We start from the raw sequence: 15,643 nt of genomic DNA, 5'->3' as shown, positions 1-15,643 counted from the left end.
CGCTTCCGTTACTTGTGGTAAGGCTCTCCGCGGTTGATCCGATACGCCCGATACACCTGCTCCAGCAGGATCAACCGCACCAGTTGATGGGGAAACGTCATCTTAGAAAACGACAGCAGCACGTCCGCCCGCTTCAGCACCTCCGGCGAGAGGCCCAGCGAGCCGCCGATGACAAACGCCACCTGGCTTTTGCCGTACGTGGCCAGGCGGTCCAGCTCGCTGGCCAGCTTCTCGGACGACCACATCTGCCCTTCGATGGCGAGCGCGATCACGTACTGATCTGGTTTGAGCTGGGCGAGGATGCGCTCGCCCTCCTTGCGCTTCACCTGCTCCATCTCGACTTCGCTGAGCACTTCCGGCGCTTTTTCGTCGGCCACCTCCACCACCTGCAGCTTGCAGTAGGCGGAGAGGCGCTTGCTGTATTCATTGATTCCTTCACGCAGGTATTTTTCTTTCAGCTTGCCCACGGCGACCACGGTAATGTTCATGGGCTACATTCCTTTCACGCGCAGGAGAGCAATTTTGCCCTCGGCACCGCACACCCGGCAGCGCTTGTCCAGGGGGCCGCCTTCCACTTCCTCGGCCCGATACGTATCCGGCGCCGCCTCAAATTGATCCACGTACTCGTCGATCTCCTGGTCGACGTGCTCCATGCAGGCAAACCGCACCGGGTGTGCCGGATGCAGTTCCACCTCTGTTCCCGCGATGCGGATCGTTTGTGCGGTAGGCTGTTCGTTTGTGTTTCTGGTCTTCTGCTCCATGTGTTTCCGCTCCTTTTCCTGTTCGTTACCCGTCCTTATTCTACCCCAGTTCCAGGAAAGGTCAAATGACGCTGTCCGTTCCGGAAAAACACCTTTGCGAGTACCCAAGAAAGGAGGCGGGCGGCCGGATCGCCAGGTGTGGTCCGGAATCCCGCCCGCCTTTCCTACAGAATCGGCGACAGCAGCCGCGTCAGCGACTCTTTCAGGCGGACGACAACCGGCCGCTGCTCGTACGCCTCCAAGGTCACTTCCGTACAGACGGCCAGGTCCTGACGGAAAATCTGTTCCAGATGGGTGGCCAAATCCGTATCAAACAGAAAGGCATTCGTCTCAAAATTGATCTTGAAGCTGCGAATGTCCAGGTTGGCACTGCCGACCGAGGCGATTTCGCCGTCGACGACCATCATTTTGGCGTGCAGGAAGCCCTTGTCGTACCGGAAGCAGCGGACGCCGCTCTTCAACAGTTCGCCGATGTAGGATTGGGACGCCCAGTAAACCAGTTTGTGGTCGGCGCGGCCGGGGATCATGACCCGGACGTCGACCCCGGACATGGCCGCCATCTTCAAGGCCGTCAGCAAGCTGTCGTCCGGGATCAGGTAAGGTGTCTGCACATAGATGCGCTTTCTTGCCTTGTAGATCATTTTCAGGTAGCCGTGCTTGATTTGCTGCTTTTCCGAATTGGGACCGCTGGACACGATCTGGACGCCCACGCTGCCGGCCGGGATCGGTTCGGGGAAGTACCGCGGCCGCTCCTCCATCCGCCGCGTCGCGGACAGGTTCCAATCGAGAAAAAAGCGGGCCTGCAGCATGGGAACGGCACCGCCGGTCAGCTTCAGATGGGTGTCCCGCCAGTAGCCGAGCCGTTTGTGCAGTCCCAGGTACTCGTCGCCGATGTTGAATCCGCCGATGAAGCCGGTCCTGCCGTCGATGACGGCGATTTTCCGATGGTTGCGGAAGTTGACCCAGATATTCACGTAGGGAATCCGCGACGGGAAGAACGCGGCCACCTGTCCGCCCTCCTTCACCAGCGGTCGGAAGAAGCGAGTGGACAAGTGGGAGCCGATCGCGTCGTACAGCAGTCGAACCTCCACTCCCTGCCGCGCCTTGTCGGCCAGGGCCCGGATGAGCCGTCTGCCCAGTTCGTCATTGCGAAGGATGTAGGTCGTAATATGGATATGGTCACGCGCTTCGCCGATACTCTGAAACAGCGCGTCAAACAGGCTGCTGCCGTCGGTAAACACCTCGACGGCGTTGTCTTGGGACAGCAGCGCGGCGTCACTGGCCGCATTCATCAGGATCATATCCCGATGATCGCGCATGGCCGGATCGCGAAAGGACAGCGTTCCGTTTTCCAGCTGCCGCATCTGCTGCTCCACCGCCTCCTGAAACCGGGAAAACTCGCCTTCGCGCAGCCTGTACAGCTTCCGCCTCGTCAATTTCTGTCCAAACAGCAGGTAAAACACGAATCCCAGGCCGGGCAAAAACAACAACACCATCAGCCACGCCCAGGTGGCGGCAATGTTGCGCCTCTCCATAAAGATGAGAATCGCCGCCAGCAGCAGGTTGGCAATCGTCAAGAGGGAAACGATTTGTTGAAACAGTTCCATATCCCACATCCGTCCCTTTGGCTCAAGCGGTCCCGTCTGTGCGTGGACCGGGCAAAAGGTGTCTCCTTTTCGCTCCACATTTCTTTCATTGTAACACGATGTACGGTGCTGCATGCACTTGGTCACAAGCAGCAGGCTACGGAGAGCGGATGGTCACGCAAAACGGGTGCCGATCCGGTCGACACCCGTTAGGGAAGAACGTGCTGTTGGTTTTTTAGGAAGCAGTTGCTTGAGCAGTCCGGTTGGAACTACGTCACCGCTCCGGCGTATTGCCCAGAGTGGCGGTCGTTGTTTTCAGGAAGCCGTCCCGGTAGTAGGTGATTTCGATCTTGTCACCCGGCTTCTTGTTCAGGGTCAGGTATTTGCGCAGTTGGGCGGCGTTGTTGATTTCCTTGCCGTCCAGCTTGACGATGACGTCATACATGCGCAGGCCAGCTTGACCGGCCGGCGAGAATCTGGTCACTTCGTCGCGAATGACGACGCCTGCTTTCACGCTGTCCGGCAGATTCAGCGTCTCTTTCCAGTGATAACGAGGAACGTTGGTCAAATCGTAAGGCGCAATGCCCAGATACGGTCGTTTCAATTGGCCGTACTGCATCAGTTGGGCGACAATCGTCTTCACGTCGTTGATCGGGATGGCAAAGCCCAGACCCTCAATACCTTCCTGGGAAATCTTCAGCGTATTGATTCCGATTACCTGTCCGTAGATGTTGACCAGCGCACCGCCGCTGTTCCCCGGGTTGATCGCCGCGTCCGTCTGCAGGACGTCCAGCTCCCAGTCATCCTGCCCGTCCTTGTCCACGTCAATCGGCATGGAGCGCTGCAGCGAACTGATAATGCCCTGTGTAACGGTGCGGGAGAACTCCATGCCAAGCGGGTTGCCGATGGCGATCGCCGGTTCGCCCACTTTCAGCGTGCTGGAGTTGCCCAGTTCCGCCACCTTCGTCACCTTGGAGCCGTCGATTTCCAGCACGGCTAAGTCTGTAAACGCGTCGGCTCCCAATACTTTTGCGTCCACCTTGTCCCCGGACGGGAGGACGACCTCCACTCTTTCTGCATTGGCAATCACGTGGTTGTTGGTAATGATGTGCGCTTTGCCGTCTTTTTTCTCAAAAACAACGCCAGATCCTTCATCGCGCTTCAGCGACTCCTGGTTGAACCAGTTGACCACCCGGCGGACGTTGATCACGCCGACGACCGCATCTTCCACTTTTTCCACGGCCTGCACCGTCGCCGTGTTGACCTCGACGGAAATTGGCTGCGTAAACAGATTGGCCGCTGAATTGGTCATGGCATTGGCCGTGCCTTTCTCCACTGTGGAGAGGTATCCCGATTTGGAGAGGGTCGGGAGCATCAAGAGGACGACCATCCCGCCGATCACAGCCGAGGTGATCGACGTCATGATCAGCCGCCCGAGCCCCGCCGGCTTCCGCTTTTTACGCTCCACATGCGCTATATCATCATAAAAACCCATGGTTCTCGCTCTCCTTTCTCTACTTACTAGCTTAGCGGCTTTTTTGCCTACGTATACATACGATTGCGACACTTTCAGTATACGATCTGTTTTCGGCAAAGTCGCGTGAGAATTATGGAAAGATTGTGGAACGACACCGTAAAACCGGCATAAATCGCAAGCGGCGCGGATATGCTGGAGGTAACACTTTCCACAGAGAAATCCCAGAGCTGCGAGAAAGGATTGATAGGCATGAAAGACGTAAACGTCATCGCCAAACTGGCTGACCTGCAGGATGTAGGATACCAGAACGCGCTATTGCTGCACGCGTTGGTGGACCTGCTGGAGTCCAAGGGTCTGCTGAACAAGGACGAGCTGATCGGCAGCATGCACGAGTTGGACGCCAAACTGCACCACCGCATCCAACAAATCGTCCGGCTCTCCCCCGCTCCTCAAGAACCGTGAGTCACGCCAATATCGGCTCATTCGTTACTATGCGTGTCTACAGCACTTCCAATCGGGTCGGCCGGTCGGGGTAGGTCTCCCGCAGATGGACGTCGTCGCCCACTTTCAGTCCCCGCTCCTCCAGGACGCTTTTCACCGTGAGCCGCGCCAGATCGATCATGTTGTTTTCCTTGCTCAGGTGGGCGAGGTAGACTCGCTCCGCACGGCCGCTCAAAAAGTCTCCCAGCGCCTCGCCGGCCGCCTCGTTGGAGAGATGCCCCACGTCGCTTAAAATCCGCTGTTTGATGCTCCACGGATACTGCGACATGCGCAGCATCTCCACATCGTGGTTCGCTTCAAAGATGTAAGCGTCCGCGTCGCGAATCGTCTGCTTGATCCGATCACTGACATAGCCCAGGTCAGTGGCGATACTCAGTTTTTTTCCGCCGTGGTAAAAGCAAAACCCCATCGGTTCGGCGGCGTCGTGGGAAATGCCGAACGACTCGATCCCCAAATCCTCCAGTTCCTTCTTTTCCCCTACTTCAAAGTAGCACCTTTGGTCTTCCCGGATGGTGCCGATCTGTTTGTCCAGTTCGGCCCACGTCTTTTGGTTGGCATAAATGGGCAGATTGTAGCGGCGGGCCATCACGCCAATGCCTTTGATATGGTCCACATGCTCATGGGTAACCAGAATGGCATCCAGCTCACCCGGATTGACCCCGATCTCCCGCAAGGCCGCCTCTGTCTGTTTTCCGGTAATGCCCACATCAATCAACACGGAAACACGGTCGGTCGCCACGTAGATGGCGTTGCCCGTGCTGCCGCTTGCCAAAACACTGAATCTCACTGCATATCCCTCTTCCTTCACACGTCACGTTGCAAAAATGCAAAAGCTGTCACTCACGATTTGGACGTCACCAGCGGCCGTTCCAGCGCGCCGGTAAACGCATTGACAAAATGCTGCTTGCCGTCGTGGATGATGCGCCACACCGGGGCGAGCACCTGGACGTCCGCATCGTACGAACCGTAGTATCCAAGACGGACGCTCTCGATCCGCTCACCCGGGGTAATGATCCGCTTGTCCACCAGCGAGCGGATGGCTGTGTACGGCGATATGACCTGCCGGGACGCCCCCTGGCTGCGCAGGTTTAAGTAAGTTTGCCGGTACCCGAGGACCGCGCCGTCCTCCAGGTAGATTTCCAACGGAGCCACAAAGAGCGGCAGCTTCTTGTAGGTCTGCCAGTACAACAGCCGTCCCTGGCTTGATTGATACAGATCGGCCGTGTATTGGTCGGCGTACAGCATGCGCGGGCCGAGCTGACGCAGCAACTCGCCCGGCGTGAACTGTCCGCGGATCTGCAGCGGCGGGTCCAGACGAGCAGCCAGCGCCATTTTTTCCATCGTCACCTGTATCCCAGGTATTTCCTGCAAACCGATTGCATTGATGCCAGCGTACTCTGCGTCAAGATATGTCATCGCCGGCGTCTCCTGCGGCACGTCCGCTTCCAGCGAGATATTTTGCTGATTCAGATACATCTCGATGTCCCATCTGTCCGCCTGCACCGCCAACGGGCTCTGCCAATGGCTGAACCGGGTCTGGTACACCTGGTAGCCGAGAAACAGATCGAGGAGAAGAAAGGCCCAAATCAAAATGGTTTTGGCTCTACTCCAATCCATGTACCTGTCCTCCTCCCCGCTGCACCCGGGCGGGAATGTACAGATTGGCCCGATTGGCGATCTCCACGACCCAGACTGGCGTCAATTCGACGTAATCGGGAGTCGTTCGGGTCTCGTACGCCAGGTACGCGTTGGTAATCTGTTCGGTATCCGCCAGCTGTTTGTCGCGGATATACTGAAACATCTCCGGTCCGGACATCACAATCCACTCGTGGTTGTCGATGTAGCGCTCCAGGCCGAGCAGCGAACGATCCAGCGTCACCACCTGCCCCGCCTCCGAGGTGATGCGGATCACGTCGATTGGATAACCGTCCTGACTGACCAGCGGATAGGCGCCGACGTACTGCCGGAACGTGATCACGTCTTTTTCGTTGTAGCTCCTTTTGATTGTCTCGAAGTGAAAGTCGCCTGTCCAGCCCACGTGTTTGTTGATAAATGAAACCGCCCCTTTGACCTTTTCCTCATCCGACAGTTCCTGATCGCTCGGTTGAAAGACAGGGTCGGTAAAGGTGATTGCCTGCTGTTCGGAACGCAGCTGGATCGAGCGGCTGCCGTCGGTAAAAATCAGTGTTTTGTCCCGCTCCATGATTTGGCGGACCAGCGTCCGGTCGAGGAAGTAGGCGTCAATCAGCTGGTCGTTGGTCAACGTATGGTAGCTGTAGCGAAACGCCTGCATCCTCGTCCGGTTTTTGGGCAGATAGTACATGTCACCGAGAGCATATTGCTGCTCCACCGCAGGCAAGTTGCGCGGCGGCCCGACCATTTTCATGATCTGTTCCGGCATCGCGTTGCCGGTCGGCAGGTAAGACTGGCGCAAATCCTTGGGACTGATTGACGTGCGCGCCCGCATCACCCGCTCTTCTTCCGTGGAAATGAACAGGGCGTACACGACATCTTCCAGTTCCTCGTAATACAGCCACAAACGGTCGATGCTTTTCAGCCTGGTTTCGTTCTCATCGCGGATCGTCACCAAACGGCCTACGACGGACATGGGAACGCTGCTTCGAAAGCGAATCTCCACGCCCTGCTTTTCCCGGGCAATTGTGCTCCATTTGTCTGCCGTGAGTGGATACGAAGCGAAGTCGAGGAAGATCCACTTGGGCATTTCCATTTGAACGATGATGCGATACTGCCCGTCCGTCGCGTTCGCCTTTGTGTGCCGGTTCTGCCCGTAGTGGAAAATGACTGACTCCGGCGTCACCAGCTCTTCCAATTGTTTTTCCCGGACCGGCTTTGACTCCTTGTACTGGGCCGGCTCGATAAATTGTAACTTGGGCTGATTGCTCCACAACAGCGCGGTCAAACAAAAGCTGGTCAGCACCAGGAGGTTGAGCAGCACGGTTTTGGCGGGTTCCTTCCACTTTTTCATCCCGCCTTCCCCCCTTTGGCATATGGCACCCAGAACGTCACCGTGGTTCCTTGATTCAACTCGCTCGTTATCTCAATCTCAGCTCCGTGCGCCTGCACCAGTTCGCGGGCGATCGCAAGGCCGAGCCCGGTTCCGCCCTGTCCGCGCGAACGCGCCTTGTCGACGCGGTAAAACCGCTCAAAAATGCGCTTCAAATCCCGGCTGGGAATGCCGATGCCGGTGTCAGCGATTGAGATGTACACCCGTTTTTGATGCCGGTTGGCGTATGCCCGCAGCACCACCGAGCCGCCTGCGGGCGTGTACTTGATCGCATTGGACAGCAGGTTGTCCAGCACCTGATTGATCGCGTCCTTGTCGATGTATACCTCGGGCAGCGTTTCCTGGATGTCCAGGCTGAGCTGCACACCCTGCTGCTCGCCAAACAGGGAAATACGGTCCACCGCGTAGCGCAGCAGTTGGTTGGCATCCACATCCTTGCAGTGCAGACGGACGCCCTGCGAATCAAAGCGGGAAAGCTGAAGCAAATCGTTGACGAGCCGGATCATCCGTTCCGTCTCCGACATCGTGACCCGCAAAAAGCGGTTGGACAGCTCCGGCTCCTCGACCGCTCCGTCCAAGAGCGCTTCCACGTAGCTTTTGATCGTGGTCAACGGCGTGCGCAGTTCGTGCGACACGTTGGCCACAAATTCCCGGCGCTGCTGCTCCAACCGCTGCTGTTCGGTCACGTCCTGCAGCACGGCGATAATCCCGCCCTTTTTGCCGCTGTCATGCTGCAGCGGGGTAAACGTCACGCGCAGAATCAGCACATCCTTGTTGGGCAGCACCATCTCAATAAACAGCGGTTCGTTTTGAGCGTACAGCGGCATCTCTTCCTCCGGCGGCAGCCGCAGAAGGTTGTGCAGGGTCGTCCCTTTTTGCACGCACTCGTTCATCGTCACCTGCAGCATTTCTTCGGCCGATCGGTTTAGCAGAATGATCTGCCCATCCCTGTTGGCCGCGATCACACCGTCTGACATGTTGGTGAGAATGCTGGCCAGCTTCTCGCGCTCTTCTTCCTGCTGCAGGATGGCCTCCTTCAGCCGCCGGGTCATGTGGTTAAAGGCCATGCCCAGCTGACCGATTTCATCTTCACTGTACACGCGTACGTTTCTGTTAAAATCACCGTCCGCGACGGCTCGCGCCTGGCGAGTCATCTCCTTGACCGGCGTCGTTATCGTCCGAGCCAGTACCACGCCCAATCCGGCCGTCAAAAGCAGCGCGATCATCGTCCCCGAGGCGAGAATCCCGTTCATCTTGCGAATCGTCATGTACGTGCCTTCCATGGAAGCGACCATGTACACGGCCCCGTACACGATGTTGTCTCCCTTGACCGGAAGCACCAGCATCTTTACCCGGTCTCCGGTCCGCGGGTCGATCCGCATCGACTCGCTGCGCGTGCCCAACAGCGCGATCGTCACTTCCGGCTGGGACGTGCGCCGACCGAGGATGCGCTTGTCTTCCGTCGTGCTGATCACCGTGCCGCTGGAGTCGATGACCTGGACGTTGGTTCCGTTCAGTTTCACCAGGTTGTTGATCAAATTGTCGATGCCCTGCCTGACTTCTTCGGCGCTTTGTTCCTTGGCGTCGCGCGGGCGCAGGTAGCCCTCCAGATGGGTGGCCAGCAAACTGGCCTGGGCATTTACCGTCTCCGAGAAGTTGTTGAGGTAGTAGCTCTCCACTTGCCGCGCAAAATAGGCGCCGATAAACTGCATGGCCATCAAGATCAACAGCATGTAGATGACGACCACTTTCCACTGGACCGTGGTAAACAGCCGGAGCGGTCTCATCCGGCCGTTCCTCCCAGACCCGGATTGCGCATGGTGTACCCCAGACCGCGCCGCGTAATGATGTACTTCGGTTGGCTGGGATCGTCCTCAATTTTTTCGCGCAGCCGGCGAATCGTCACGTCGACGGTGCGCACATCGCCAAAGTAGTCAAATCCCCATACCGACTGCAGCAGGTGCTCCCTCGTCAAGACCTGTCCCTGATGGCGCGCCAGGTATGCGAGCAGTTCGAACTCGCGATGCGTCAGGTCCAGCGGCTCTCCTGCCTTCTCCACCGTGTACGAATACAGGTCGATCTCCAGCTCGTGCACGCGGATCTGGCGGATTTCCTGCTCCTCGTTTTTTGGTTTCTGCCGGCGGAGGTGGGCCTTGACGCGGGCGACCAGTTCCCGCGCGCTGAACGGCTTGGTCACGTAATCGTCCGCCCCCAGCTCCAATCCCAGCACCTTGTCCAGCTCTGAATCTTTGGCCGTGAGCATGATAATTGGCACGTCGCAGGTTTGCCGCACCACCCTGCAGACGTCCATCCCGTCCCGGCCGGGGAGCATCACATCCAAAAGGATCAGGTCCGGCTTTTCGTTTTCCACCTGCAACAGCGCTTCTTCGCCGTCATAGGCGCAGACCACCTGATAACCTTCTTTTTCAAACGTAAACTTCAATATATCGGCAATCGGTTTTTCATCGTCCACAACCAGGAGTTTTGCCATTTCCGCTCCCCCTTCTTTCTATTGGATTCCACTCGATCTCGCGTTTTTCCTCCACAAGCGCCTGGTAATCGTTGTCACCCGCTGTTTACGGATGCCCCTTCACAACAAGAAAAGGGCTCCTCCATTTTCGGAGGAACGCCCTTTTTTGCAATGGATGTGCTAATTCAGGAAACGCAACGGGTTTTGAACTTGTCCACCTTTTATCACCTCGAAATGGAGGTGTACCCCGGTGGAATCTCCGGTAGAGCCCATAACGCCGATCGCTTTGCCCTGTTCTACCACTTGGCCCACCTTTACACTGATGGAGCTCAAGTGGCCGTAGCGGGTCTTCATCCCGTTTCCGTGGTCGATCAGAATGCATTTGCCGTAATCGCCATCCCATCCGGCAAATACGACTCGGCCGTTGTCGGCCGCCCGGATCGTACCGGAACCTGCGATGTCGATACCTTTGTGCAGTTTGCCCCAGCGCATGCCAAAGCCGCTGCTGATACGGCCTCTGGCCGGCCAGGTAAAACGGCCTGTCCCACGTGACGGTATCACCTTGGTGCCCCGTTCCACAATTTTGGCCACGGGCTGGACCAGCACCTGCTGGTTGAGCACCCTGCGGTTAACCACCTGTCCGTTCTCCTTGATCACTTCGTAGCTGACCAGCTTGCTGCCGTCGCGTCCTGCCTGGACCACTCTGGTTTCCCCTTTGGGCAGCTTGTCGTTGTTTTTGATCTGCGTAGTGAAGGGGATCGCCTCTTTTTGCGAGACTTCCTCCTTTACCTGTACGGTGACCAGGGGACGGAGTGCTGTCACGTTGATCTTTTGCCCCAACTGGAGCACGGTGTCTTCCGTAATCCCCGGGTTGTTGGCGTAAATGTCCTTGGAAGTGATGCCGTACTTCTGCGCGATGCAGCCGATGCAATCACCCGGCACAACGGTATGGGTGACGGTTTTCAACGTGCCTTTGGAGAGCAGTACTTCCAGCTCGTCCACCGGAAGCACCTGCGCCGCCGCCACCGAGTCGCTTTCCAGCTTCACGTCTTCCTTGAACGTCACTTCCTTGACCTTTTCAGGCGCCGCCAACGGCATGGACGCGGCCGCAACCATCGCTTGCTTTCCTCTCAAGGCGGGAATGCCGGAGAACTTTTCCTTCACCTTGGCCAGCGCTTCCTCCGCCGATTCGCGATCAGCGGCGTAGCCGACCACTTTGCCGTCAACGACCAGCTTGACCGCTTCCACCTGGACGCCGGCAACATCGGCCAGTTTCTCAATCGCCGCGGCATTGTCGTATGTGCCTTTGAATACCTTTTCTTCCGTAAACGTTATGTAATTGGAAAGTTTTAGGTTCAGGCCATGCTTGTCCTCTTCTTCCGCCAGCTTGGCCTTGAGCCAGTTGTTCACCACGTCCGGACTGTTCACCACGCCGATTTCCTGTCCGTCTACACTCACGTGATAGAGCGTGATGACGTTGCTCGTATAGTAACCGTAGGCTGATAATCCAATTGTAGTTGTAAGGAGCAATCCTGCCGCGATGGACAGGGTTTGCTTTTTATGGGTGCGGAGATACGCGTTTGTGCGTGTCGCCGCGCTCTTTGCCAGTTTACTGCCGTTCTGGATGAGGCCGCTCATCCGCTTCAGCAGCTTGGCCTTCCATTCGGCCCATTGCATACCTTGTCCCTCCTGAAAACAGTGCAGCTTTTCCAAGCACCGGTACTTGCCGAATATTTGAAAAATACCGACCAGGTCAAAAAGCCTATCCTCATGTTTCCAGTTGCCTGTCAAATTGCCTAAAGAAACCAACTATGTCGACTTTACCACAAAAATAACGACAACATCAAGTGTAAAATATTGTCGAATAAACGCACCGACTAACAGGAATCATATGGATACCAGAGCGGCAGTGCTCACTTAGAAAACGTTGAGAGGAGCAGCACACGTGAAGGAACGCAACATTTTGGCCGGTTTCAAGACCGAGGAAGCGGCTGTTCAGGCACGCGACAAACTTCGTCAGGCTGGTTTCGACATCGTTCAGATCGACAGGATCGGTCAGTTTCCCGGCGATGGCGTGGAAAACGTTCTCAATCCGATTACCGGAGAAATCCCCAGTCTGGCAAAGATGACCATGGCAGGCGATTTTCCCAGCGGCCGTGACGCCAGCATTCTGGCAGCGGCCAACCCGGATGCGAGCGGTATGGCCGACCGCGGCGACGACGATCTGGAAGCCAGCATCCTGCTCACTGCTGTCGTGCCGGAAGAACGGGGCGACGAAGCGACCGACATCATCCGCGCCTGCGGCGGCATGGTCTAGCCGTATAACGCAAATGAAGCCACCTTCCCTCTCATTGGGCAGGTGGCTGTATGTTTATACGCATCGGGACGTCACACCTCGACCATCGACGTGATGTCCTTCAGCGCCAGGCGGCGAATCGTCGTTTTCCCTTCATCCCGCTGTTTGTATGTGGTGATGAAGCAGAGATACCCGTTGTCAAAATGAGTCATGGTTCCTTTGATGACGCAGCCGTTGAACATTTTCACCTGGACGTTCTTGCCCAGGAGTTTCATTGCCTTTTGATCAAATCCCATCATCGCGACCACCTCATTTTTCCCTTGGTATGCCATACCATATGCCCAGACAAAGTCGGTTTGTGTCTGTCCGCCACAAAAAAATTTTCCCCTGCTTATCCTCCTGGGCACAAACGAAGACGACAGGACAAGAGTGCTCCTTCTTTCCGACCTGAATGGGACAAACAGACCAGGACGTTTTGGTCAAACGGGGGCAAAATCCCTTCCTCCGCACTGCGAAACCGGTCACAGAAATATCAGGTGACAAATGAAAATAAAAAAGCTGCCCGAAACGGCAGCTTTTTCGTATGCAATTTGCCTGATACAAAATTGATTATCCGTAGATGCCGCGGACAACCACGGTCTGTTCGCGGTCAGGACCCACGGAGAAAATGGAGAGCGGAATGCCGGTGAGCTGGGTGATGCGCTCCACGTAGTGGCGGGCATTTTCCGGCAGATCGTTGAGACTGCGCACTCCGGTAATGTCTTCCTTCCACCCCGGCAGCTCTTCGTAGATCGGTTTGCATTTGGCCAGCATATTCAGACTTGCCGGGAACGACTCGATAATTTGCCCGTTGTACTCGTACGCCGTGCAGATGCGCAGGGTGTCGATGCCGGTGAGCGTATCCAGCTTGGTCACGGCCAGTCCGGTGATCCCGCTGACGCGGCGGGCATGGCGGACTACCACGCTGTCAAACCAGCCGACGCGGCGCGGACGTCCGGTGGTTGTGCCGTACTCGAATCCCGCTTCGCGAATATAGTCGCCGGTTGCGTCGGTCAGCTCGGTCAGGAACGGGCCGTCACCTACGCGGGTGGTATAGGCTTTGGCGACACCAATCACCTGGTTGATCTTGGTCGGACCGACGCCGGAACCGATCGTGACCCCGCCGGCAATCGGGTTGGAGGAGGTGACGTACGGATAGGTGCCCTGATCGATGTCCAGAAGTACCCCTTGCGCGCCTTCAAACAATACGCGGTTGCCGCGGTCGATCGCGTCGTTCAGCACCACGGAGGTATCGGTGACGTACGGACGGATGATCTCCGCATACCCCAGGTACTCTTCCAGTATTTCGTTCAGGTCAAAGCCGCTGGTATTGTACATTTTCTCCAGCAGGCGGTTCTTCTCGGCCAAATTGCGCTCCAGTTTGCGCGCAAACTCATCCTTGTCCAGGAGATCGGCGATGCGAATGCCGATTCTCGCCGCCTTGTCCATGTACGCCGGACCGATTCCCTTGCGCGTGGTGCCAATCTTGTTTTGGCCGCGGCTCTCTTCTTCCACGCTGTCCAGCTTGATGTGGTACGGCATGATGACGTGCGCGCGGTCGCTGATTTTCAGGTTTTTCGTGGAGAACCCGAAACCGTGCAGGTAATCCAGCTCCGCCACCAGCGCCTTCGGATCGATCACCATCCCGTTGCCGATCACGCAAATTTTATCTTTATAGAAAATCCCGGAAGGAATCAAATGCAGCTTATACTTGTTTCCATCAAAAATAATCGTGTGCCCCGCATTGTTACCCCCTTGGTAACGGGCCACGACCTCTGCGCTTTCTGCCAGATAGTCTGTAATCTTTCCTTTACCTTCATCGCCCCACTGGGTTCCGACGACAACGACCGTTGACATCGAAAAACACCTCCTGCATTCGTCATATCCTTGATTGGGCCTGAAACACCCTAAGTGTACTAAACCAATTCATACCTTGTCAATGAAAATACGAACGTTAGGAGTTTGGTTAGTTTATACGTTCGGTATTTTTATCTTATTCAGAAAAACAGCCGCTGATCCCTCTTTTGCCGCTATCATGCGGACACAGCAAAAAAAGCCGGACAGCTGTCCGGCCTTGCACCTGCCTGTGCCGCCTTCGCTGACCGCGGTGCGCTGCTCAACCCGCCATGTCGCGAAAGCGGTTGTCCAGGCTGACAAACTTGTTGTATTCCTTTAAAAACGCCAGCTCCACGGTTCCGGTCGGGCCGTTCCGCTGCTTGGCGATAATGACTTCGATCACGTTTTTGTTCTCGGTTTCCTTGTCGTAGTAGTCGTCCCGGTACAAAAACGCCACGATATCCGCGTCCTGCTCGATGGAGCCGGATTCGCGGATGTCGGACATCATTGGCCGCTTGTCCTGGCGCTGCTCCACGGAACGGCTCAGCTGGGAGAGCGCGATGATCGGCACGTTCAGCTCGCGGGCGATCCCTTTCAGCGTACGGGAGATTTCCGATACCTCTTGCTGCCGGTTTTCTCCGCGCCCGCCTCCCTGAATGAGCTGCAGATAGTCGATCACGATCAGCCCCAATCCTTTTTCCGCCTGCAGCCGCCGGCATTTGGCCCGTATGTCCTGCACGGTAATCCCCGGCGTATCGTCGATGTAGATGGGGGCCTTGGCCAGCGTTCCGATCGCCATCGTCAGCTTCTGCCAATCGTCCTCTTCCAGCCAACCCGTCCGCATCCGGGATGCATCCAGGTTGCCTTCCGCGCAGATCATCCGCTGTACGAGCTGCGATGCCGCCATCTCCAGCGAAAAGATCGCCACGGTCTCTCCCGCGCGGGCCGCCACGTTTTGCGCCACGTTCAGCGCAAACGCAGTTTTCCCCACGGACGGACGGGCGGCCAGGATGATCAGGTCGCTGCGCTGAAAGCCGGAGGTCATTTTGTCCAGGTCCGGGTAACCGGACGGAATGCCGGTCACGTCCCCCCGTCTCTGGCTGAGAAATTCAATCCGTTCGTAGGTTTCCAACAGCACGTCGCGAATCGGGACAAAGCCCCCGCTGTTGCGATTCTGGGCAATTTCCAGGATGTATCTCTCGGCATCCGCGAGAATCTGCGTGACGTCGTCTTCGCGCGAATAACCGTCATTGGCAATTTTGGTCGCCGTGAGAATCAACCTGCGCAGCAGCGACTTTTCCTCGACGATGCGGGCGTAGTATTCGATGTTGGCCGCCGTCGGCACGGATCTGGCGATTTCCGTCAGATAGGTGACGCCGCCCACTTCGTCCAGCAGCTTGTGGTCCTGCAGTTCCGCCGTCACCGTGACGAGGTCGACCGGTTCCCCTCTTTCGTAGAGGTCCTGCATCGTTTTAAAAATCCGCTGATGCGCCGTCTTGTAGAAATCTTCCGGTCGAAGAATCTCGATGGCCGTGATGAGAGCTTCCTTGGATAAGAACACTGCCCCCAGAACAGACTGCTCGGCCTCGTTGTTTTGCGGCGGCACACGGTCCAAAAACAGGTCGCTCACGTCACACCCCCTCGCTTGCCTC

Annotated in this window: 15 protein-coding genes; 2 read left to right on the top strand and 13 right to left on the bottom strand. The window is 56.8% G+C overall.

Going from position 1 to position 15,643, the window contains the following annotated elements:
• Nucleotides 1-8 precede the first annotated feature (8 nt).
• The 4 genes from rlmH to Q7F15_RS00230 all read right to left on the bottom strand — a co-directional run bounded on the left by rlmH (nucleotide 9) and on the right by Q7F15_RS00230 (nucleotide 3,842).
• Complete coding sequence (gene rlmH / locus Q7F15_RS00245) at nucleotides 9-488, bottom strand: 23S rRNA (pseudouridine(1915)-N(3))-methyltransferase RlmH (RefSeq protein WP_171563938.1); 480 nt, start codon at nucleotides 486-488, stop codon at nucleotides 9-11.
• A 3-nt stretch (nucleotides 489-491) separates the two neighbouring features.
• Nucleotides 492-761: a CxxH/CxxC protein gene (locus Q7F15_RS00240; RefSeq protein ID WP_171563937.1), complete on the bottom strand. Its 270-nt coding sequence runs from the start codon at nucleotides 759-761 to the stop codon at nucleotides 492-494.
• A gap of 164 nt (nucleotides 762-925) precedes the next feature.
• Complete coding sequence (gene cls, locus Q7F15_RS00235) at nucleotides 926-2,368, bottom strand: cardiolipin synthase (RefSeq protein ID WP_171563936.1); 1,443 nt, start codon at nucleotides 2,366-2,368, stop codon at nucleotides 926-928.
• 253 nt (nucleotides 2,369-2,621) lie between these two features.
• Nucleotides 2,622-3,842: a S1C family serine protease gene (locus Q7F15_RS00230; RefSeq protein WP_171563935.1), complete on the bottom strand. Its 1,221-nt coding sequence runs from the start codon at nucleotides 3,840-3,842 to the stop codon at nucleotides 2,622-2,624.
• 231 nt (nucleotides 3,843-4,073) lie between these two features.
• On the opposite strand from Q7F15_RS00230, the gene Q7F15_RS00225 reads away from it, so the two are divergent.
• Entirely contained in the window at nucleotides 4,074-4,286 is a 213-nt protein-coding gene (locus tag Q7F15_RS00225) for a hypothetical protein (RefSeq protein WP_171563934.1), read from the top strand.
• 37 nt (nucleotides 4,287-4,323) lie between these two features.
• Here the strand turns inward: Q7F15_RS00225 and Q7F15_RS00220 are convergent, their stop codons facing one another.
• The 6 genes from Q7F15_RS00220 to Q7F15_RS00195 form a co-directional block, all read right to left on the bottom strand.
• Nucleotides 4,324-5,112: an MBL fold metallo-hydrolase gene (locus Q7F15_RS00220; protein WP_171563933.1), complete on the bottom strand. Its 789-nt coding sequence runs from the start codon at nucleotides 5,110-5,112 to the stop codon at nucleotides 4,324-4,326.
• Nucleotides 5,113-5,165: 53 nt separating this feature from the next.
• Nucleotides 5,166-5,942: a two-component system regulatory protein YycI gene (locus Q7F15_RS00215; protein WP_304414855.1), complete on the bottom strand. Its 777-nt coding sequence runs from the start codon at nucleotides 5,940-5,942 to the stop codon at nucleotides 5,166-5,168.
• Nucleotides 5,929-7,311, bottom strand: a complete 1,383-nt coding sequence (locus tag Q7F15_RS00210) for a YycH family regulatory protein (RefSeq protein ID WP_171563931.1) — start codon at nucleotides 7,309-7,311, stop codon at nucleotides 5,929-5,931. Before Q7F15_RS00210 ends, Q7F15_RS00215 begins: the two co-directional genes overlap by 14 nt.
• Nucleotides 7,308-9,137, bottom strand: a complete 1,830-nt coding sequence (gene walK, locus Q7F15_RS00205; protein WP_171563930.1) for a cell wall metabolism sensor histidine kinase WalK — start codon at nucleotides 9,135-9,137, stop codon at nucleotides 7,308-7,310. Before walK ends, Q7F15_RS00210 begins: the two co-directional genes overlap by 4 nt.
• On the bottom strand, nucleotides 9,134-9,841 hold the full coding sequence (gene yycF / locus Q7F15_RS00200; RefSeq protein ID WP_171563929.1) for a response regulator YycF: 708 nt from the start codon (nucleotides 9,839-9,841) through the stop codon (nucleotides 9,134-9,136). Before yycF ends, walK begins: the two co-directional genes overlap by 4 nt.
• 159 nt (nucleotides 9,842-10,000) lie before the next feature.
• On the bottom strand, nucleotides 10,001-11,497 hold the full coding sequence (locus tag Q7F15_RS00195; RefSeq protein ID WP_171563928.1) for a peptidoglycan DD-metalloendopeptidase family protein: 1,497 nt from the start codon (nucleotides 11,495-11,497) through the stop codon (nucleotides 10,001-10,003).
• Nucleotides 11,498-11,765: 268 nt separating this feature from the next.
• On the opposite strand from Q7F15_RS00195, the gene Q7F15_RS00190 reads away from it, so the two are divergent.
• Nucleotides 11,766-12,137: a hypothetical protein gene (locus Q7F15_RS00190; RefSeq protein WP_171563927.1), complete on the top strand. Its 372-nt coding sequence runs from the start codon at nucleotides 11,766-11,768 to the stop codon at nucleotides 12,135-12,137.
• Nucleotides 12,138-12,208: 71 nt separating this feature from the next.
• Here Q7F15_RS00190 and Q7F15_RS00185 read toward each other — a convergent pair whose 3' ends face one another.
• From Q7F15_RS00185 to dnaB, 3 genes are all read right to left on the bottom strand, one after another.
• Complete coding sequence (locus Q7F15_RS00185; protein WP_371808859.1) at nucleotides 12,209-12,412, bottom strand: hypothetical protein; 204 nt, start codon at nucleotides 12,410-12,412, stop codon at nucleotides 12,209-12,211.
• Nucleotides 12,413-12,725: 313 nt separating this feature from the next.
• A complete protein-coding gene (locus Q7F15_RS00180; protein WP_171563925.1) occupies nucleotides 12,726-14,012 on the bottom strand; it encodes an adenylosuccinate synthase in 1,287 nt (428 codons plus the stop codon).
• 259 nt (nucleotides 14,013-14,271) lie between these two features.
• Nucleotides 14,272-15,621 (bottom strand): replicative DNA helicase, encoded by a 1,350-nt coding sequence (gene dnaB, locus Q7F15_RS00175; RefSeq protein WP_304414854.1) that lies wholly within the window; start codon nucleotides 15,619-15,621, stop codon nucleotides 14,272-14,274.
• Nucleotides 15,622-15,643: the final 22 nt, after the last annotated feature.

Source organism: Brevibacillus aydinogluensis (genome assembly GCF_961514395.1).
In the GTDB taxonomy this organism is placed as follows: Bacteria; Bacillota; Bacilli; order Brevibacillales; family Brevibacillaceae; genus Brevibacillus; species Brevibacillus aydinogluensis.
Note: the sequence above shows the minus strand (reverse complement) of the source record. Positions and strands in the feature narration are given on the sequence as shown.

Coding starts and splice junctions, on each gene's coding strand:
- Q7F15_RS00195 (WP_171563928.1), bottom strand. CDS start 11,497: ATGCAATGGGCCGAATGGAAGGCCAAGCTGCTGAAGCGGATGAGCGGC.
- Q7F15_RS00215 (WP_304414855.1), bottom strand. CDS start 5,942: ATGGATTGGAGTAGAGCCAAAACCATTTTGATTTGGGCCTTTCTTCTC.
- Q7F15_RS00185 (WP_371808859.1), bottom strand. CDS start 12,412: ATGGGATTTGATCAAAAGGCAATGAAACTCCTGGGCAAGAACGTCCAG.
- Q7F15_RS00230 (WP_171563935.1), bottom strand. CDS start 3,842: ATGGGTTTTTATGATGATATAGCGCATGTGGAGCGTAAAAAGCGGAAG.
- cls (WP_171563936.1), bottom strand. CDS start 2,368: ATGGAACTGTTTCAACAAATCGTTTCCCTCTTGACGATTGCCAACCTG.
- Q7F15_RS00225 (WP_171563934.1), top strand. CDS start 4,074: ATGAAAGACGTAAACGTCATCGCCAAACTGGCTGACCTGCAGGATGTA.
- Q7F15_RS00240 (WP_171563937.1), bottom strand. CDS start 761: ATGGAGCAGAAGACCAGAAACACAAACGAACAGCCTACCGCACAAACG.
- walK (WP_171563930.1), bottom strand. CDS start 9,137: ATGAGACCGCTCCGGCTGTTTACCACGGTCCAGTGGAAAGTGGTCGTC.
- Q7F15_RS00180 (WP_171563925.1), bottom strand. CDS start 14,012: ATGTCAACGGTCGTTGTCGTCGGAACCCAGTGGGGCGATGAAGGTAAA.
- rlmH (WP_171563938.1), bottom strand. CDS start 488: ATGAACATTACCGTGGTCGCCGTGGGCAAGCTGAAAGAAAAATACCTG.
- Q7F15_RS00210 (WP_171563931.1), bottom strand. CDS start 7,311: ATGAAAAAGTGGAAGGAACCCGCCAAAACCGTGCTGCTCAACCTCCTG.
- yycF (WP_171563929.1), bottom strand. CDS start 9,841: ATGGCAAAACTCCTGGTTGTGGACGATGAAAAACCGATTGCCGATATA.